This window comes from Xanthocytophaga agilis (assembly GCF_030068605.1).
Classification (GTDB): Bacteria; Bacteroidota; Bacteroidia; order Cytophagales; family 172606-1; genus Xanthocytophaga; species Xanthocytophaga agilis.
This window is the reverse complement of the sequence record NZ_JASJOU010000014.1, coordinates 44,882-64,870: the sequence shown is the minus strand read 5'-3', so window position 1 is coordinate 64,870 and position 19,989 is coordinate 44,882. Positions and strand designations below refer to the sequence as shown.

The 19,989-nt window shown below is 39.0% G+C and carries 14 protein-coding genes and 1 riboswitch; of the genes, 8 read left to right on the top strand and 6 right to left on the bottom strand.

What is annotated here, in order from left to right; translation table 11 throughout:
- Window positions 1-159 precede the first annotated feature (159 nt).
- The 5 genes from QNI22_RS30090 (at window position 160) to QNI22_RS30070 (ending at window position 5,175) form a co-directional block, all read left to right on the top strand.
- Window positions 160-771 (top strand): superoxide dismutase, encoded by a 612-nt coding sequence (locus QNI22_RS30090; protein WP_313987811.1) that lies wholly within the window; start codon window positions 160-162, stop codon window positions 769-771.
- A gap of 429 nt (window positions 772-1,200) precedes the next feature.
- Window positions 1,201-2,913, top strand: coding sequence for a sodium:solute symporter family protein (locus tag QNI22_RS30085; protein ID WP_314516711.1), 1,713 nt, complete (start codon window positions 1,201-1,203; stop codon window positions 2,911-2,913).
- A 63-nt stretch (window positions 2,914-2,976) separates the two neighbouring features.
- Window positions 2,977-3,471: a hypothetical protein gene (locus QNI22_RS30080; protein ID WP_314516710.1), complete on the top strand. Its 495-nt coding sequence runs from the start codon at window positions 2,977-2,979 to the stop codon at window positions 3,469-3,471.
- Window positions 3,461-4,174 carry a tRNA pseudouridine(55) synthase TruB gene (gene truB, locus QNI22_RS30075; protein WP_314516709.1) on the top strand — a complete coding sequence of 238 codons (714 nt, stop codon included), beginning with the start codon at window positions 3,461-3,463 and terminating at the stop codon, window positions 4,172-4,174. The genes QNI22_RS30080 and truB overlap by 11 nt, the downstream gene beginning before the upstream one ends.
- Window positions 4,175-4,245: 71 nt before the next feature.
- Window positions 4,246-5,175, top strand: a complete 930-nt coding sequence (locus QNI22_RS30070; protein ID WP_314516708.1) for a bifunctional riboflavin kinase/FAD synthetase — start codon at window positions 4,246-4,248, stop codon at window positions 5,173-5,175.
- A gap of 40 nt (window positions 5,176-5,215) precedes the next feature.
- Here QNI22_RS30070 and QNI22_RS30065 read toward each other — a convergent pair whose 3' ends face one another.
- The 3 genes from QNI22_RS30065 to QNI22_RS30055 form a co-directional block, all read right to left on the bottom strand.
- Complete coding sequence (locus QNI22_RS30065; RefSeq protein WP_314516705.1) at window positions 5,216-6,445, bottom strand: NUMOD4 domain-containing protein; 1,230 nt, start codon at window positions 6,443-6,445, stop codon at window positions 5,216-5,218.
- A gap of 224 nt (window positions 6,446-6,669) precedes the next feature.
- Window positions 6,670-10,596 (bottom strand): PAS domain-containing sensor histidine kinase, encoded by a 3,927-nt coding sequence (locus QNI22_RS30060; protein WP_314516703.1) that lies wholly within the window; start codon window positions 10,594-10,596, stop codon window positions 6,670-6,672.
- A 702-nt stretch (window positions 10,597-11,298) separates the two neighbouring features.
- Window positions 11,299-12,609 carry a gluconate:H+ symporter gene (locus tag QNI22_RS30055; protein ID WP_314516701.1) on the bottom strand — a complete coding sequence of 437 codons (1,311 nt, stop codon included), beginning with the start codon at window positions 12,607-12,609 and terminating at the stop codon, window positions 11,299-11,301.
- A 223-nt stretch (window positions 12,610-12,832) separates the two neighbouring features.
- Between QNI22_RS30055 and QNI22_RS30050 the strand changes: the two genes are divergently transcribed.
- On the top strand, window positions 12,833-13,495 hold the full coding sequence (locus QNI22_RS30050; protein ID WP_314516700.1) for a YdcF family protein: 663 nt from the start codon (window positions 12,833-12,835) through the stop codon (window positions 13,493-13,495).
- 120 nt (window positions 13,496-13,615) lie between these two features.
- Here the strand turns inward: QNI22_RS30050 and QNI22_RS30045 are convergent, their stop codons facing one another.
- Together QNI22_RS30045 and QNI22_RS30040 are read right to left on the bottom strand one after the other, a co-directional pair.
- Window positions 13,616-14,395: a hypothetical protein gene (locus QNI22_RS30045; RefSeq protein ID WP_314516699.1), complete on the bottom strand. Its 780-nt coding sequence runs from the start codon at window positions 14,393-14,395 to the stop codon at window positions 13,616-13,618.
- 237 nt (window positions 14,396-14,632) lie between these two features.
- Window positions 14,633-15,340, bottom strand: coding sequence for a LytR/AlgR family response regulator transcription factor (locus QNI22_RS30040; protein ID WP_314516698.1), 708 nt, complete (start codon window positions 15,338-15,340; stop codon window positions 14,633-14,635).
- Window positions 15,341-15,491: 151 nt separating this feature from the next.
- On the opposite strand from QNI22_RS30040, the gene QNI22_RS30035 reads away from it, so the two are divergent.
- The gene (locus tag QNI22_RS30035) at window positions 15,492-16,439 is read left to right on the top strand and encodes a hypothetical protein (RefSeq protein ID WP_314516697.1); all 948 of its coding nucleotides are present in this window, start codon (window positions 15,492-15,494) and stop codon (window positions 16,437-16,439) included.
- On the opposite strand, the gene QNI22_RS30030 is transcribed toward QNI22_RS30035, so the two are convergent.
- A complete protein-coding gene (locus QNI22_RS30030; RefSeq protein ID WP_314516695.1) occupies window positions 16,421-18,124 on the bottom strand; it encodes a histidine kinase in 1,704 nt (567 codons plus the stop codon). The two genes, QNI22_RS30035 and QNI22_RS30030, sit on opposite strands and share 19 nt — an antisense overlap.
- Before the next feature lie 167 nt (window positions 18,125-18,291).
- Between QNI22_RS30030 and QNI22_RS30025 the strand changes: the two genes are divergently transcribed.
- A complete protein-coding gene (locus QNI22_RS30025) occupies window positions 18,292-19,671 on the top strand; it encodes a serine hydrolase domain-containing protein (protein ID WP_314516693.1) in 1,380 nt (459 codons plus the stop codon).
- Window positions 19,672-19,767: 96 nt separating this feature from the next.
- Window positions 19,768-19,978: riboswitch (cobalamin riboswitch) on the top strand.
- The last annotated feature ends 11 nt before the right edge of the window (window positions 19,979-19,989 follow it).

Genomic DNA, 19,989 nt, shown 5'->3' with positions numbered 1-19,989 from the left:
TCAAAGAATGCTTCTTTTATGAAAGAAAAGCCAATTCAATGAAACTAATTGTTTTTTCTCGTGTTAATTAAAATACTAAACAAAGATTATCCATAACCCTTTTTTAGTATTAACAACTTATACTATTTTTCAACTTTCAACCTTAAACTATTTATTTTTATGGCATTTGAATTAGCTCCCCTTCCGTACGCTCATGATGCGCTGGAACCATTTATTGACAAAGCAACTATGGAAATTCACCATGGCAAACACCACCAGGCTTATGTGACAAACTTAAATAACGCGGTAAATGGGACTGACCTGGCCAATCTAAGCCTTGAAGATTTGATTAAGAATATAAGCAAATACCCAGCACCTGTTCGCAACAACGGTGGAGGTCACTGGAACCACACTTTCTTCTGGAACATCCTGAAGAAAAATGAAGGTGGCAAACCTACAGGTTCACTGGCAGCTGCTATTGACAAAAAATTTGGTTCTTTTGATGCATTCAAAGAAGAATTTACTAAAGCAGGTGTAGGTCGTTTTGGTTCTGGCTGGGCATGGTTAATTGTTGAACCTAGTGGAGAACTGGCAATCACTTCTACTCCTAATCAGGACAACCCTCTGATGGATGTAGCTGAGAAAAAAGGAACTCCTGTATTGGGTCTGGATGTATGGGAACATGCCTATTACCTGAAATATCAGAACAAGCGTCCTGATTATATCGGTGCATTCTGGAACGTAGTAAACTGGGATGCAGCAAATCAACACTATGAAGCAGCTAAAAAATAAGCTTTAATTTATAAAAATAACAAAAGCCCGCTATTTTTGGCGGGCTTTTTGCTTGTAAATACTTTTATGACCATGCAATTTATATAGCCTCTATAATTGATCCGGCTATTCTGAAACTGAAATTAAATTAGTATTTACTCTGCTTTCTGTTTTGATTCAATGCTTACGATTAAGGATAACGATACAACAAACGAACTTCCTCCTTTTCTCAATACCTGGCCTCGGATGTACAGCTTTGTCCTTTTGAATCTGGTAGCACTTATTCTGCTGTTTTACTGGTTCACAAAGGCATTTGAGTAAAATATACTTACCGTTCACCACGTAAGTATTGTAACTGTGGCAAAAATGCTATCTTTTTGCAGCCAGGATATTTCAGCTGTTCCTGTCTAAATAGCTTTATACATTCGAAAACCACCTTTCGGAACCGGAATGACCAAACTTGACTGGCTGGTACTTATAGCCACTATCACTCTTATTGTTGTATACGGCATCTGGAAAGGGCGCCGTAATCGTGATATGCAGGATTACCTCCTGGCAAGCCGCTCCCTTCCCTGGTATATTGTTTGTCTGTCAATTATGGGCACTCAGGCCAGTGCAATTACATTTCTGTCTGCACCGGGTCAGGCGTATGGTGATGGGATGCGCTTTGTGCAGTTTTACTTCGGCCTTCCATTAGCAATGGTAGTGTTGTCAATAACAGCAGTTCCTATCTATCACCGATTGCATGTTTATACAGCCTATGAGTACCTTGAAAGTCGGTTTGACTTGAAAACCCGTACGCTGGCAGCGGCCTTGTTCCTTATTCAAAGAGGCATTTCTACAGGTGTGAGTATTTATGCTCCGGCAATTGTGTTGTCATCAATTTTGGGTTGGAGTGTACAATGGACCTGTGTACTTAACGGTATACTGGTATTGCTGTATACTGTAAGTGGTGGCACCAAAGCTGTAAGCTATACCCAACTTACCCAGATGATTATTATTCTGAGCGGAATGGCGGTGGCCGGCTTTCTGACTGTGCAGCTACTGCCGCCGGATATAACCTTTGCAGATGCATTGCGTGTAGCAGGCAAAGCTGACAAGCTCAATGTAATAGATTTAAAGTTTGATCCCAATAATCAGTATAATATCTGGTCAGGGCTTATAGGCGGTTTCTTTCTGTCTCTCTCCTACTTTGGTGCTGATCAGTCACAGGTGGGGCGTTATCTGTCCGGAAGTTCTGTAACTCAAAGCCGTCTAGGCCTGTTAATGAATGGTATTGTGAAGATTCCTATGCAGTTTGGCATTCTGTTTATCGGGGCTATGGTATTTGTCTTCTATTTGTTTGTACAACCGCCTCTGTTTTTCAACCATATAGAACTGGATGCACTACACGATCATGGGTATACACAGCAGGTAAATGCACTCCAATACCAACAGGATTCCCTTTTCAAGATACAACAGCATGACCTTCGCACACTAATACAAGCCATGCGGGATAATAAAGGAGTAGGAGAAGCTGAACAGAAGTTTCATATTACCCGTTCGCAAATGCAGCAGGTACGTACTCAGGTTACTAATCTGATTAAGAAAGATAAGAAGGTAGAAAAAGTAGAGGACACCAATTATGTATTTCTCTCCTTTGTCACACGTTTTCTTCCTTCCGGGTTGGTAGGCTTGCTAATTGCCATTGTGTTACTGGCTTCTATGTCCTCCGTAGCCGGAGCTCTAAACTCGCTTACATCTACTACTATTATAGACGTATACAAACGCATTTTGTGCCCCGACTTATCAGAAGCCCGTTACCTGACTGCGTCTCGCTGGATTACTGTTGGCTGGGGAGTATTTAGCATTGTTGTGGCTTTGTATGCAGGCCAATTGGGCAATCTACTGGAGGCTGTTAACCGTCTGGGGTCATTGTTTTATGGTGTAATTCTGGGAATTTTCCTTTGTGCCTTCTATATACGCCGCATTCGTAGCTATGCAGTATTCTATGGAGCTATTCTGGCTCAGATTACTGTTTTTCTGCTATACTGGCTGACTCCTATTGCGTTCTTGTGGTATAATGTAATTGGATGTATTCTGGTGATTATTTTTGCCTTCCCTATAGAATTGTTTCAAAAGAAAGCAGAGGTATTACAGGAAAGCGAAACGGTAATCGAATGATCTTCCTCTATCTGTAAAGAGAGACTCAGCCTATAAAAATTGTAACAACTTATTTATACCTCTATGTCGGGTCATGCTTCATTTTATTTGTTGAATCAGGAACATTTAAAAGCCGTTGAAAAAGCATGGAAACCTGTTGAGGCCAGATTGTGGTGGGGACGTAAGAAAACAACGTTTCCTTTCATAAAAGACTTTTACACCTATACAACTTTTTTAGAAAGCTATCCTTATTCTGGATGGATATATACACAAGTCTTTCTATACTTTGATGATGTTTTTGCCTATCATGACCTGGAACTGGCAAAGGAAGCAAACCGCATAAGCACGGGAGGAGCAACAATTACTCTGTTTACTCACAGGGATAAAGAGAAAATTATTCATAAACTTGCACCCTCGCAATTGTCCATAGACAAGCTGCGTTATTTTGCAGAAGAATATTACGAAACTCCGGAAGAAAAACAGTCAAGTGGAGAATCACTACTAATGGCTATAGAACTTCTGCATAACTGCCTGCAAAAGATAGAACCAGGAAAAATTCTTATGTTACATGTCGGATAGTACACCTCTTACTTCAAATCAACCCATACCTCCTAATCCGGGTCAGGTTATTCTTATTAATAAGCCTTTACGCTGGACGTCTTTTGATGTTGTTAAAAAACTCAAATTCGCTATAAAAGCCAAAAAAATTGGACATGCAGGTACACTTGATCCGCTGGCAACAGGTCTGCTGATACTTTGTACCGAAAAAATGACCAAACAGATTGATACCTACCAGGCTCAGGAAAAGGAATATACAGGTAAACTGGTATTGGGTAAAACAACACCTTCTATTGATCTGGAAACAGAGTTTGATGCAGAATACCCCACAGATCATATTACGGTGGAGAAAATTCATGAAGCAGCACAAAAACTTACAGGTGAAATACAACAGATCCCTCCAATCTTTTCTGCTATCCGTATTGATGGCAAACGAGCCTATCATAAAGCACGTAAGGGTAAAACAGAGGCAGATTTAGAGATTAAACCTCGTACAGTACTGATTTCAGCATTTGAGATTACTGAGATACAGTTACCGGAAGTAAGCTTTCGGATTGTATGCAGCAAAGGCACCTATATACGAAGTATGGTACGTGATTTCGGGCAACTGCTCGACTCTGGAGCCTATATGTCTGAATTATGCAGGACCCGTATCGGAGAGTTTCGGTTAGAAAATGCACAGAGCATTGAAGATTTTATAAATTTGCACAAAAAGGATGTGTAAGCAGATAAGAGTATAGTGAGATTGTGAGTTTTATTGCTGAAATTCTTTATCTGTCTTTAATCAGTTACCAGATGAATATTTACCATACATTAGAAGAATTTCACAAACTGTCAAATGCTATTGTTACCAGTGGTACATTTGATGGAGTACATCTGGGTCATCAGAAGATTCTGGCACGATTACGCGAAATAGCTCAGACTACTAGTGGAGAAAGTGTAGTAATTACCTATTGGCCTCATCCACGTACAGTGGTATCAGAGGCCACAGATTTACACCTTCTGTCTACCATAGAAGAAAAGATAGAACTGCTTCAACAACAGGGAGTACAGCATCTGTTAATCATACCCTTTACCCGTGATTTTTCTGAGTTAACTTCTGAACAGTTTATCCGCCAGATACTAGTAGATAAGATTGGTACCCAGAAGCTAGTCATTGGTTATGATCACCGGTTTGGACGTAATAGAGAAGGTAGCTTCGAGCATTTATCACAGAATGCATCACTGTATGGCTTTGAAGTGGAGGAAATCCCCCGCCAGGATGTAGACCATGTTGGGGTTAGTTCATCCAAGATTCGGCAGGCGTTATTGGAAGGTAATGTACATATAGCTGCAGAGTACCTGGGCAGGGCTTACAGCCTGACAGGAGTAGTGGTAAAAGGGAATCAGTTGGGTCGTACCATTGGTTATCCTACGGCTAATATACATGTTTCAGAGTCCTATAAGTTGATTCCTGCCGATGGAGTATATGCGGTACAGGTACAACTGAATGACAAAATCCATGGCGGAATGATGAATATCGGTATGCGTCCTACTATACATGGTACACATCGTACAGCAGAAGTAAATATCTTTAATTTTGATGAAGATATTTATGGCACAGACATTACAGTTTCCTTCATTGAAAAGATTCGCAATGAGGAGAAGTTCAATGGTCTCGACGCCCTAAAAGCTCAATTGCTACAGGATAAGCAAACTGCCCTGCAATTACTAAAGAAATACTAGTAACGACAGGGCAGTAATGCCATTATATACTCAGAAAATATCAGACAAGAACTTCTTTCTGTAATCTGCGTGCGTTTTCTCTCTCTTTGCGTTGTTTTACGGATATAAGCTGCAGGTTATTGGTACTTGGCAGCAAAGGGTTCTGAGAAATAACTACTAGGTTACGATCTGCCAGATCAAATGGTGCCACAAAACAGCAATAAACCAACCGGGCGATAGAGATCTGTTTTTTCTGTCGGTTCTTTGTCAGATTTACAGATAGGTATCTGCCGGTGTGTCCTTCCGAATCTTTTGTCTTACCACTATTCAGACGCAAAGCCATAATTTGCTCAGGCAACCATATCTTACCCCGTGTAGCACTACTCCAGCCAGCCAGCTTTTTGACTCTACCCAGATTAGATACCTGATACAACCCCTGATAGTGTGTCAGATTTGCCCATCGTTCCCCTTTCATATCATCCAGTGAAAGATTCAGATAAGGAGGAATTAGTTCTTTGTCTACTTCGGGTTTACCAGCCTTTTCCCATAAAGAATGATTAAACTCTTTATTACTGGCAGTTTCTATCTCCTTCTCTTTTTTCGCAGCTTGAAGAGCAGGGTCAACCAGTCGCCAGTGATATCCTCCTGCTGTATAGCTTTTACCAGACACAGTAGTGTATATGCTACCAGAGGGAATGGCTGTTGCTTTCTCAGCAGCATAAATACTTTCAAAACGTGCGATCTCAGTACCACTTACTGTATATTGTATCACAGCTTGCTTATGGTCCGCACGCCAGCTCCTAGCTCTGCCTTTCGCAAACATTTTATACTTCTGTTCGCTGATAGATAGCAGTTCCAGATTAGTATAGTGTACATTAAGGCTGTTACAGTCTTTATACGAAACTACCAAGCTATAGTCTTCCAGATCAAACGGCCTCACAAACAGATAATATACCAATCGCGCCAAAGCTATCCGTTTCTTTTTTCCTTCTTTACCTAGCGAACAGTTGATATGGATTGACTCTGTATTCAGATAGGTATTCTTGCTTTTGGTTACAAAAAGCCGCATAATTCGCTCGGGTTGCATCCGAAAACGCCCCTGAGGCATTTCTACTCGTCGGGACAGAGACTTCAATCGTCCATAATTAGACAGATGATAGTTTTCAAATCCTGGTATTTCTTTCCATTCCTCGCGGGGAAAATCCCGTAGAGAATGACTTGTCAGAACATTGATAACAGAATCAAATGTGATTCTCCGTTCTGGTGTGATTTGTTTGATTTTCTCAGCCATAAATTTTCACGGATCACGTTCAGATTTTATACAGCAAAGACAAACTATCTTTTTCCCTATACTATAGGCATTCCCCATTAAGCGACGAAACGCCATATTGTTGAGGCCAAACCGATTATTTCATCCAGAACTATAAATCAGGTTTTCTAATCTTGTTCTGGTGACATAAAACAAAAACACCAGAAGTGATTTGCTTCTGGTGCTTTTGGTTAGTTAGATTTCTTTTATTCGTCTGTGTTTTCCTGAGGAAGTATGTTAGGAACACGAATGACAAACTCTGTCCACTTATCCAGTTCCGATTCAACAGAGATATGTCCTTTTAGCCGTTCTATTACATCTCTTACAATATAAAGTCCCAGTCCTGAACCTTTGCTCGTCATAGACGCTCTATAAAACATATCAAATATTTTACCCAGATTTTCTTTTGAGATGCCCATTCCATTGTCCTTAAATACCATAATAGCCATTTGTGCATTTACGGTGATCTGAATATGGATCTGAGGTGTACGGTTGGCAGAAGATCTATACTTTACAGCATTAGAAATCAGATTATTAAAAATGATCTTCAAACGAAATTCATCTGAGTAGAAAGGTATATGCTGATTAATCGTGACCTTTTTTTCTATGTTATCAAATCCATCAATAAACTTTAACCCATCCATAGTTTCCTGAATAAGTTGTCCAAAGTCTATCGGGTCCTGAACTACTTCAATACGGGAGTTACGAGAATAGTTGATAATATCCTGAATAAATGTATCCAGACGGGCAATACTTTTTTCCATCAGGTTCAGATAATGTACTCTTTCCTTTTCTTCATCTTCGGAGCGGCATATATCTATCAACCCCAAGACCGATGTCAAAGGAGATCGCAAATCATGGGAAGCCCGGTAGACAAAACTATCCAACTCAGCATTAATCTTTTTCAGATCCTCATTTTGTTGTCTGAGCTGCTCTTCGATCTTCTTCCGTTCAGTAATGTCCTGGATCACACCAATCATGCGTAAAGGACGTCCTAATGCATCCCGTTCGATCACCTTTCCTCTACTCTGGAACCATAAGTACTCATCATTCCGGCCCATGGCTCTATATTCGGCCTGATATACTTCTACTTCTCCGTTAATATGCTGTAACTGTGCCTCCAATACAGCCTCTCTATCATCCGGATGTACTTTCTCCAGCCACTGTTCGGATCTGTCTACAATCTCATCTTTATGAAAGCCCAGTATTTCTTTGGCTCGAGTACTGAAGTAAACCTGGTTAGTAAGCATATTTCGATCCCATAGCCCTTCTCCACTTCCTTCCAGAGCAAACTGCCATCGTTGCTCGCTTTCCATAATCCGTTCGTTCAGCTCCAGCGTATTTTCCAGTGATTGCCGGAGTTCTTCTTCACTTGTAAGCAATCTGTCATTGATCTCATTGGAGAGTATAAGTAACTCCCTAATCTTATTTTGTGCTAACTTTTGTTCTGTGATATCATAACAGGCTCCTACTACTCGTACCACCTTCCCTGAATCATCATATACAGGTTGTCCGATTCCAATTACCCAGCGAAATGCAATATCTCTTGGTAAGATACGCATCTCTATCTCATAGGACTCTCCAAAGAAAATGGCTGCCTCTCCCAATGCTTTCAGAGAAGCCCTAAACTCAGGATCAATCATTTCATAGAATGTACTGAGATGAGGTGCCTTTGAGGTATCATCCAAACCAAATATATGAAACAACTCCTCAGACCATTCCAGGGTCCGGGTTGCCACATCTACCTCCCAAATACCTAATCTGGCAATTCGTTGTGCTTCTCTTAGTTTAGACTGGCTGGCTTGTAATTCTTTATTTAGTTGTTGTGTTTCCTGAAGCAATCTGCTTTTTTCTTCCTCTGCCACTTTCAGTTGTGTAATATCATAACATACGCCTCTTAAGCGACTTACTACTCCAGTCTCATCAACTATAGGCTGTCCCATCATAAAGAGCCAGCGAAAGTCCCCATCAGGCCTCCATATCTTTAATTCAAGTCTATACTCTTGTTGTTTTTCAAACGCGTTTTGCGAAGATGCTATAAGCAGGTCTCTATATTCCGGATCAATAGCCTCTATCAATGCTTCTCTACTTAATGATCCTTGTTCTTTTGTTATACCAAAAATGTGAAATAACTCATCTGACCATTCAGCATAATCCAATCCAAGGTCATATTCCCACATCCCTAACCTGGCAATTTTCTGTGCCTCCTGTAATTTGGCTTCACTTCTCTGCAATTCAGTGTTCAGCAGTTGCATATCCAGAAGAACCTTATTCTTTTCTTCCTCAATCTGCATCCGCTCGGTTATATCTATCAGAATTGCACAGACATTGTTTGTACCTTCTATTTTATTAAGATTGCAGAAAAACCATCGTGGCCCCTGATCGGAATAATTTTGGACAAATTCAACCTGCTCTATAACTCCTTCTTCCAGACAACGTTTTAACAGATTGAGCCAATTTTCCCGTACAGCTTCAGCAATAGGTAGTTCGGAAGCTTTTTTGCCACTAAGTTCATCTACAGTTAGACCAAATCTTTTAGCCAGATAGTTATTAGGCAATAACAGGGAATAATCATCTTCCTGTACCTCATAAATACATATAAAAAACTGTGCAGCATCAAAGAAAGCCTGCAAGAGGTTTTTCTGACGATTTATCTCCAATTCAGCTTGCTTTTGTTCGGTGCGGCCATTAACTATCACAATGACACCTGTCATCTCGCCATCTCTGTTCCGAAAAGGACTGAAAGATCCGGAAACCCATAATTCTCTCCCTTCAAGAGTTATCTTTGTATCTGGATATATGATAGTTTCACCAGTTAACGCCCGTTTCAGAATTTCACCAAAAGGAGCATCTTCACCATAAATCTCAGGAAACAGTTCTATGGGTGATTGTCCAATTATATCTTTTGCCAACCGTCCAGTTCGCCGTTCCAGGTATTTATTCCAGACAAGATACCTGCAATCATTATCAAAAACGATAATACCTTCATTGGCATTGTCAATAATCAGTCTGTTAAATTCTTCACTGGCAGCCAGCTCATTATTTAATTCGACTGTCTTATCCAGTGTCTGCATTAATTCTTCTTCACTTGCCTGAAGTTCCTCATTGAAACGTTGTGTTTCTTCCAACAGTAAAGCTGCTTCCTGTTCAGCTTTCTTCTTATCTGTAATGTCCAGTAGACACCCAACTAACCCATTTACATTTCTATCAGTATCATAGGTTAGCCGAAACTGATTATATACCCAGTGATACTGATCGTCTGCAAACAAAAACCGACATTCTATAGACAGAAACCCTACATCAAAAATATGCGTCAGCCCAGACAAAATGATATTTTTATCCTCTGGATGGATATGAGCCATCCAGAACTCTGGATCGTTCACAAACTGTTGTGCAGAGTATCCCATCATAAACCATACATTCTCACTCATATAGGTAATATGATAAGGAGGCATATGAGAGGCTGCATAGATTACAGAAGAAGTCTCCTTTAGCAAATATTCAAGGCGTTCTCTTGCATCCTGTGCCTGCATTTTATCAGTCAGATCACGGGCTGTGATTAATAACGTTGGAAGGCTCCCTACAGATACCTTAGAGATAAATAATTCCACATCCAGCCTGGATTCATCCTGACGCAAGAACTTTCCGATCAATGGCTGGGCAGGTTCTCCATCTGTTGCTTTCTGCATCTGCTGGAGAATCATATCTTCTTCAGGCGCTACGATCACGTCTGTAACAAGCGTTCCAAGCAGTAATGAAGGATTGTCAATACCCAGAAGCTTTGCGCCTGCCTGGTTAGCATACTGAATAATACCACTTTCTACAATAAACATCCCGTCAGGAACCACATCACTCACAAGACGAAATAAGTTAAACTCCTGTTCCTGTGCAGATGTTCCTTTAGGTATAGATCTGGTCCGACGGCCTCCACTTTTGGATTCTGAAGCAACTTGTCTAAATGCAGAAAGATTCTGTATAGCCTGAGACAATTGTTCTTTCAATTGTTTCTTTGTATCGTCTACCTGATTAATCTTCTGCAAATTAGGTTGCAACTGATCTAATATCATTCGCAATTGAGACAATAGTTGCTCAGTTTCATCCTCATAAGCATGTGCAACAGTCAACTCAGACATAGGAACGTTTATGAATTCGTTTAAATAATTCTAAAGAAATATACTTGTACGTCAGAACTTCTGCTTCCGTTCTTTGATTTATAAAGCTACTCAATTCGTTTTCTCAGGCATAATAATGCTCATCCTCAGCTTTATTGTTAGCAATAAGATTAGGGACTATCCTATTTTGCTAGTGTCTTTTCATGAGAAGTTAGTTTGTATAATTTTATAAAGCTGCAAAGACATCTTTTGGGCTGCAACTTAGTTTGTATATCAATAGCTGGAGATATAAAGGCTGAATTATAACTTTTTTCTATATAGATTGTTTGCTTCAAAACTGGTATATTCTGTAAGTAATTCATGCCAAACAATGTACTTCCCCGGAAAAAATACAATAATTGGCTGATATTCAAAACAGTACAAGTATATTCTATAGATCACAAACCAGATTTCCAGCTTCTATCCTGCAAAATCTTATCTATGTATAAGTCCTACATACATAAGGTCACCGGATCTCCGTCGAAAAATCTTTTCGGAATCCTAAATTATCTGCTTTTCAGAATAAAACCGCCTTTTTCTTTGTTCTTGTTGGAAGCCTGCTATAGTTTAAAGAGGTAAACGACTCCGGGCTCCAGAAGTAGACGAACTATACGAAACTGTCAACTTCTCGTCTGTACAGGACGTCAAAAAATAAAATGCTAAGACAAGATCCCGTGGAGATCATTATACAATCAGTGCGTTTACAGCTAATACAGCCAGTAACCCTACGACAGAAACAATAGTTTCCATTACAGTCCAGGTACGCAAGGTTTGCTTTACAGTGAGATTAAAATACTCCTTGAACATCCAGAATCCACCATCATTGATATGAGATAACATCAGGCTACCCGCTCCAATGGATAATACCATTAGTTCGGGTTTAATACCTGTTTGTTGCTGAATCATAGGCGCCAATATACCTACAGCGGTCAGACCTGCCACAGTTGCAGATCCTACACAAATACGAACAGCACCAGCCATCAGCCAACCTAGTACCAGAGGAGATATAGGTAGAGTAATCAGGCGTTCTGCGATGTATTGACTGATTCCACTATCATTTAAAACCTGTTTCAAAGCTCCTGCTCCTGCAATGATTAACAAAATCACAGAAGTAGCTTTAAAAGCTTCTTCCAACTGAAGCATCATAGTCTTCATTGTTTTGCCTCTCCGTAATCCCAGCAGATACACTGCCAGTAATACAGAAATCAGCATAGCAATATAAGGTTCTGCAACCAGCTGAATAATTACTGAATCGAACTCAAATTTTTTAATAACAGAGGTAAGAGACAACAATACCAATGGCAGTAATGTAACAAATAAGCTAACTCCCAAACCTGGTAATTCGGAATCCTTTAAAGGAGTAGCCTGAAAAAGAGATGGTTTAACCAAAGGCTGAATATTTCGTAACGTTCTTCCAAATAGAGGCCCTGCTACTACAATAGCAGGTATAGCCACCAGAAATCCATATAATAATGTTTCACCTATATCGGCTTTAAGCTGGATAGAAATTGCCAGTGGAGAAGGGTGAGGAGGCAGATAGCCATGTGCTACAGACAAAGCAGAACACATAGGTATGGCAATATATAATAGTGGCAACTGAGTGGTTGAGGCAATAGTAAAGATCAGTGGCACAATGATAATAAATCCAGCATTGTAAAAAAGAGGAATACCAATGATAAAACCAGCCAGTGCAACACCCCATTGAATGTAGCGCCTGCCAAATACTTGTATCAGGGCTTGTGTGACACGTTGTGCAGCACCACTTTCTGCAACTACCTTACCAAGCATGGCTCCAAACCCCATAATCAATATCAAATCGCCAAGTGTGCCTCCAATTCCTGTTTGAATAGATTTGCCAATACTAGTCACAGACATGCCTGTGGCAAGGCCTAGCCCAATAGAAACCAGAATAAACGAGATAAATGTGTCCAGCCGGACATAGGAAATAAGAAAAATTAACAGAAGAATTCCTGATAACGCTAAAAATACAGGCATAATAAGTGGTCGAAGTGGCTTGTTAAAAGCAATTTAATGCTATATATTTGTTAAATCCAATTAAAAAAGAAAAAAAGAAAAGTTTTTCTATCCCCAAACCAGGGAAATTCGGCGCAGAATCAAATCATATGAATGACCTACTTATCTATCTAACTCAAAACCAATCAGATATTTATCATTCTTCGTATTAATCCAATTGCCACTCTGTTACAAACTAAATTCTATGTCTTTAGATCCTCACACACTTTCCCTTGCCAAACGCATATGGGATTACCACCACGTACACCATACTATTCAACCAGCTGACTGTATACTTGTATTAGGAAGCCATGATACCCGGGTTGCCGAACGGGGAGCACAACTTCTGCTTGATGGATATGCCCCATTGCTGATATTCTCCGGAGGATTAGGTCGACTTACAGAAGGCCTATGGGCCGACTCTGAAGCTGAAATCTTTTCCCGTATTGCAATGGACATGGGAGTACCTCCGGAAAAGATTCTAACAGAAAGCAGATCCCGAAATACAGGTGAAAACATTTCTCTAACCTATGCCCTACTTCGTCATCATAAGATAGATATAAAAAGTTTGATTCTGGTACAAAAGCCCTATATGGAACGTAGAGCCTATGCTACTTTTCAGAAACAATGGCCAGGGCCTGAGATTGATATACGGGTCACGTCTCCACAAATTGAGTTTGAAGACTATGCAACTCCAGACATCCAGTTGGAAGATGTGATTCACATTATGATCGGTGATCTTCAGCGCATTCAACTCTATCCCAAAAAAGGATTTCAAAGTTATCAGGATATTCCAGAAGATATATGGGATGCTTATAACCAACTGGTGGAGATGGGCTTTGATGAGCACCTGATTTATGAGAAATAAATTAGCTTACTTATTACTGAAATAAATTAGCTACTATATAGTTTGTTTTATAACATAACTATATAGTGGCTAATTAGTAAAAAGTGGAAAAGAAACAACACATTCACCAATGGTTATTATTTACAAGTATTCGTGTGTAACCAACCAGTTAACTATACGTTTCAAAGCTTCTACATTACGATCTACACCAAGAAGAACATTCACAGTGTCTTTAATTCCGATATCTACAAGTTGCTGATTATTATCTTTTAATGTGGTTATCTGACAATTTTTTGCGTTGTTTCCTCCTGTAAAACTAACTTTAGCTACAACCACTCCGGTGGGTAAACTAATTTCATACGTATCCAGGTCTGACCGAGTAGTTACATCTTTAAAGGCCCCTATGATCTTAAACCCTTGCTCTATAGTTTTATCTTCCTTGAAAGATATTGGAGAAAAACGGTCTCTACTTACAAGTGTATAGTCAACAGCAACCTTAGGGCTTCTTCCTTTTTTGGCAATAAACTCTGTAACCATTTTGGAATCTAACTGGTCATTTACAATAATTCCACTGTTACCAATCAACTTTGCAAATGATTTCTCAGCACCAAGCTTTGAAAGAGCAAATATTCCGAGTTGGCCTGTAGTCAAAAAAGTTATTCGATAATAATAGGTTGAGTTATCATTTGCATTGTCTTCATATTCTGTTGCAACCGTTGCAATAGCCAGCTTTTCTCCACCTATCGAGAATACTTCATACGTACTTGTCAGCCCCATATTCTCTTTATCTTTTATCCTATTGACTTTTGCCAGATCTTTGCCATCAATTTTAATAATACCATCTTTATACTCTACTTTTTGAGCATACACAGAGCTAACGACAAAGACTAAGACTAAAACTTTGACTACTAATTGTTTCATAAACAAGTGGGTGAAATGAATAAAGAAAAATTATTGAGAAGTTATTTTCTATAGTTTTACCAAACCTACCCACTGCCATAAATCTTTTATTTACGAAATCATACTTTCTGTTTCTAGCAGATAAGATCTCTCGTCCCAGCTTATACAACCATTAATTATTCAGATTCATCAAAGTAAACAACCAATCAGTATATAAAATAAAACTTTAAGCTCTTTTATCTACTATGAAACTTATACTCAACGTTCTCCAAATAATTTTACCTTTAAACTTCTATATCGTGTACGTCCCACAGGTAATAACTCTCCATTAGTAAGCAGAACTTTGTAGCTACTACCTGACTGGACTATAATTTCTTTGATCTGTGAAGTCTCCACCAGATACGATTTATGGATTCGTTCAAAGGTATGAGGTAAAAGTTGTTCCAGCCGTTCCAGCGATTTATCATGGATTTCTCTTTTTCCATTTTGCAAATGAAGCTCCGAATAAATTCCAGCCCCTTTGATATAACAAATCTCCTGAACATCTATAAGTATGCTATTTCCTCTCTTTTTCACAGCCAGAAACCTTACTCCCATGGTAGTGACTTTCTCTTTAGCAGAAACTCGTAAAAAAGCCTGACTTAACCGGTCTTCACTAAAAGGCTTTGGTACAAAATCCAGTACACCATACTCAAAGGCGGTAATAGCTTTGTCTTTATAAGCAGAAACAATAATGGTATGAAAGGATTCTGCAACAACAGCTTTTAATAACTCAAAGCCATCTGCACCATTCAGGTTCAGATCAAGCAACACCAGATCAAAGGTATGTGTATTCAAATAAGATTGGCCCTCCTCCAACGATTCACAGATATAAAGTGCTTCCAGTATATCTGTAAAAAACTGACGTGTCATTCGTTCCAGTCGTCGGGAAATACGCCCTTCATCTTCTACAATAAGGATTTTCATTGTAGTAATTATGCTTCTGTTTTAAATAAGAATTGAGGAAACACACAAATACCCTATATTGTTATAATTATTTTAGGTTTATTATAAAACTATTCAGTTAAAACAGCATCTATATTGGTAATCTACAACTATAAACCTACACTCACCAAAGATGAAAAATATAGTATTTATCTGGGCAATGAGCTTCTGCCTGGTAACTGTCTATGGAAAAGGTACTTCTAAAAAACTATTTCTCTCCAGTACAAAAAAAACACACACTGTTTTCATTGAAATAAATGATCAGTTAGCTTATCTGTTCAGATTAGGTTACTGGAATAAACCAATGGGGTCTAGTTATAGCCTCATCCAGACTGATACATTATCAAGGCAGAGTAGTACAGATGCATATCTTTTCATTGGCACAAACACAAAGATCCAAAAAGATCAGAATAAGTTGTATGTACTCTTATCAGATACACCTGACAAGAAAGTCTTAAAGATAGAAATAGATACTGTTACTAATGAAATAGAAATTAACCAATACATAAATAATGGCTATTGGCATACTAACTTTTCTACCTTGAGTGTAGAAGTCAATGCTATGTATCCTATTGATCACTATAGCTTCTATGAAGGATACAGATACTGGGATAGGTTTACGAATACCCAGATTTATTATCAGGACTTCAGAGCTTTTGCAGATAACAAACTCAAAATTATACGAGACAGTGTCATAGAAGCCAAAAGTTCCCGAAGTCAACTTACTCAGCACACAGTCAACAACATTTCTACTATCTCTTATACAGAATTAAAAAATAACATGATAGAGTTATCTGACGACAGTGAAAGAGGTTATTTTAGCACCATAGTCCATGCCGTTTGTATGCAACGTACAGATCTTCTTTTTAAACTAGCAGACGATAATCCTTCTCTAAAAGAAAAACTTTTGTATGCTATTCAGGGAAAGGAATCTATCCAGAAAATCAGAGCAGCAGAAACCAATTCGCCTTTTAAAAGAGAAGTTATCAAAGACCGCAGACAAACTACAGCCATGCTGATTAAAGTTGGTACATTGTATGCAGTATTAGGAGTATTAGTTGTCTATCTGATAGCACGGTGAGGATGATAAATGGTAATGGTACTCTTCCAACCTTCTGGGACTGCACAACTTTCCAAACTCCATAACGAACCATAATTTTCTGTCAGCCGGGCTTGTATGTATTTCAAACCTGTACCTGTCTTCCCTATCAGAACAGGACGATTTCTGGCAAAGACAGTCAGTTCGTATTTTTTTGTTTGTGGAGTAGATTCAAAATATAACTGAAATCGAATGGAGCCATCCTCTAATGGCAAGCTATGGGTAATACCATTTTCCAGAATCGTATGTAAAATTGCTGGTGGTATATACTCTTCCTGATCAATGTTTAATTCTTTCCATTGGTAGTTAATTTCCTTACGATATTTCATCACTATCAGATGGCTTTGGCATAGTTCTATTTCTTGCCGGACAGGAATCAGGGAATGCTCAGCCACTACACTGAGCAATTCAAATTCTTTTGCTAGTGCTTCAATAAAAACCACACCCTCTTTAGGAGACTCTTCGACCCAATCGATAAGAGAGGTTAGTGTGTTCATCAGAAAGTGAGGTTGAATATGCTTTCTCAATAATTCATTTTTTAATCTCTCCGAAAGCAACAACGACGACTCATACGCTTTTTCCTGTTCACGGGTACGTACAGCCATCAGGTACAACATACACAAAACAATCAATACAAAACTTACAAACAGACTGATATCATAATACAGGAATATATGTACTATAAAACTGGCCAGTAAGCCCACCAACACAATTAAAGCCTCTTTGAAATACCTTTGGAGTGCAAATACAGTTATACCAACAGAAAAAACCCACATACATAACGTAAGTAGCTGTGCTGTCAGATCATAATGCCCATAGTACAGTATATATAACACCAGCAGACAAAATCCCAGCACAGATAAAAGAACGGGCTTTTGGGGTACTGAAAATTGTATAGCAAAATACCAGGGTACTAAAAAAGCAATTATAAGTGTGAGAACACCTATAACCTCCAGCCGTATATAAAAATGAGTGTAAGGAATATCTATATAGAATTTCAGGTATTCCAGCATCAGTAATGCACAAAAAAGAAAGCAAGCCATACCAAACATCAATACGGCAGATCTCTTTCGGTTTTGGCTATACAAAAACACATAATACAAGGCTGCCATAAGAAGTGCGCCAGCCAGCGTACACATAAAGCAGGTCTGCAATAAAGGTGATCGTATCAGAGAGGTATAGTCAGTAACCCGAACATGAACTCGCCGGTAGTTATCACTTATATATGCCTGTGACATACGCAAAGCTATTGTATGGGTACCAGTCACTACGGCAGAATCAGGAAGTAGGTAATAAGTATCAACAATTCCAGGAACTTCAGAACGCAGACTATCTTGTACAATACCATTCTTTCCAATTAGTTTTCCATCCCAATAACACTCAAATGCACCAAATGAATGAATAGCAAGACCCAAATGACCTGTAGATGACTGAGGCAATGTAATAGTAAATCTTATCCAGAACACCTTATTTTTTGTATCACTTCTTTGCAACATCCAGTTGCTATCATTATAGTTTGTAGCAGCCCATTGCAGGTTATCACCTATCTGAAACCGTGGTTTCGAAATTATTGGTTTAACAGGTGGATTGACAACAGATTGAGACTGGCAGGAAAATAAAAGAGCAATACAGACAAAATACCAACTCAATACATACAGTTGCTTCATATGAGGTTTTAATTTCCTAAAGGTAAAACGAATAACTGTACACTCTCAAATACCTCTCAGTCATTCACAAGAATATAGAGTAGTTCAGCTAGTTTTCCATAACAAAGCCTACCCTTGTTTATACTATTGCAAAAAACTACTATCCACCCAGGCAATCTGTGTAAACTATGAAATCTATCTTCATTTTCGTATTTGTACTTCTTACTACCTGTAGTTATGCACAGACAGATAAGATCAAACGTATTGACTCATTGTTACAAGCTGCAAACCAACGCGGAATCTTTAATGGCAATGCACTTGTGTCCCAAAAAGGCAAAATTATCTATCTGTCTTCGTTTGGCTACGCCGATGCGACAAAAAGCAAAATACTTACTCCTACAATGCGTTTTGATATAGGTTCCATCTCGAAAGAGTTTAATGGAGTAAGTATCATGATTTTAAAAGAAAAAGGAAAACTAAAGTTGGAGGACAAAGTATCAAAATACCTTTCTTTTCTTCCATCCTGGGCGGATAAAGTCCAGATCAAACACCTGATTCAGTATACCAGTGGCTTACCTGCCTCCAATGCAAGTTCCGAAGAAGAAGTTCGCACCTTTCTGACTCAGCTACCTAAACTGGAATTTGAACCAGGTACTGCTTTTATTTACAGTTACCTCAATGTGTATCTGCAACGTTGGATCATTGAAAAGATCTCCGGACTGACCTATACGGAATTTGTAAAGAAGTATATTTTCAAACCTTGTAAAATGTCTCAGACAGTTATTGACGCTTATACTGTCGATGTAACTACGGCGCGTCCTTTTGATAACAATTTTGTAGAGCCTGCTAACTTTACTCAAAGCCTTACCGGATGGCTTAGATTACCAGTAGAAGATCTCTATAAGTGGACTATTAACTTGCATTCATATCAACTCATTTCTGAAACTTCTTTTAAGGAACTGGCAGAAAGTTTTGGAGATAATGAAACCAGTCTTGGAAGTACTGAATTTGAAAACCAGCAACTTACCTGGCATCAACATCATGGCTCCAACTTTAACTATGAGGCTTTGATGTCCTGCAATGTGAAAGAAGGCATCACCATTATTCTGATGACCAACAACCAGAACTTTAAAGTGTATCCACTGAAAGATGCTATCCATGCTATTTTACATGACAAGCCCTATTCTCTACCCAAAAAATCAGTATATCTGGACCTACGGGAAAAGGTTCTGAAAGATTTTGAACAGGGGCTGGCCTTTTATCGTCATATTCGGGAAACACAACAAGACATCTATGACTTTTCATTTGAAATTGGCGATCTCATCAGCACAGGCAAATACCTGATGCGAAGACAAAAATTTGATGAAGCAATCCGTATTTTCCAACTAAGCCTGTTACTGAACGGCAAGTCTGAGGATATATCCTATAACTATGAACTTACAGGTGAATGTTATATGCGAAAGGGACTCCACCAAATGGCAATTCTCTTTTATACTAAAGCAACAGAGACAAATCCTCAGAATAAAAATGCCCAGGGAATGCGAGATAAACTGTTAAGTCAGTTGTAAAACTTTATCTCATACAGATCTTCACTACCAGCCTGATGTTCATACTTATAACATCGGGCTTTTTTGTTTCTCTCATCAAATCCATAAAATTTTCTTAGCTTTGCCATTCCTGGAGGTAGTAAGCGATACAACTCGTAGTGTTTACTTTAAAAGGGAATCCGGTGTAAATCCGGAACAGTCTCCGCTGCTGTAACCCCGTACTATCCAAGACTGACAAGATTATTATTCCACTGTTCATTTTTTGTACTGAGCGGGAAGGAGTCAGATCTGGGGAAGTCAGAAGACCTGCCTGTTGGGGTTTCATACTTATCGCTTTCG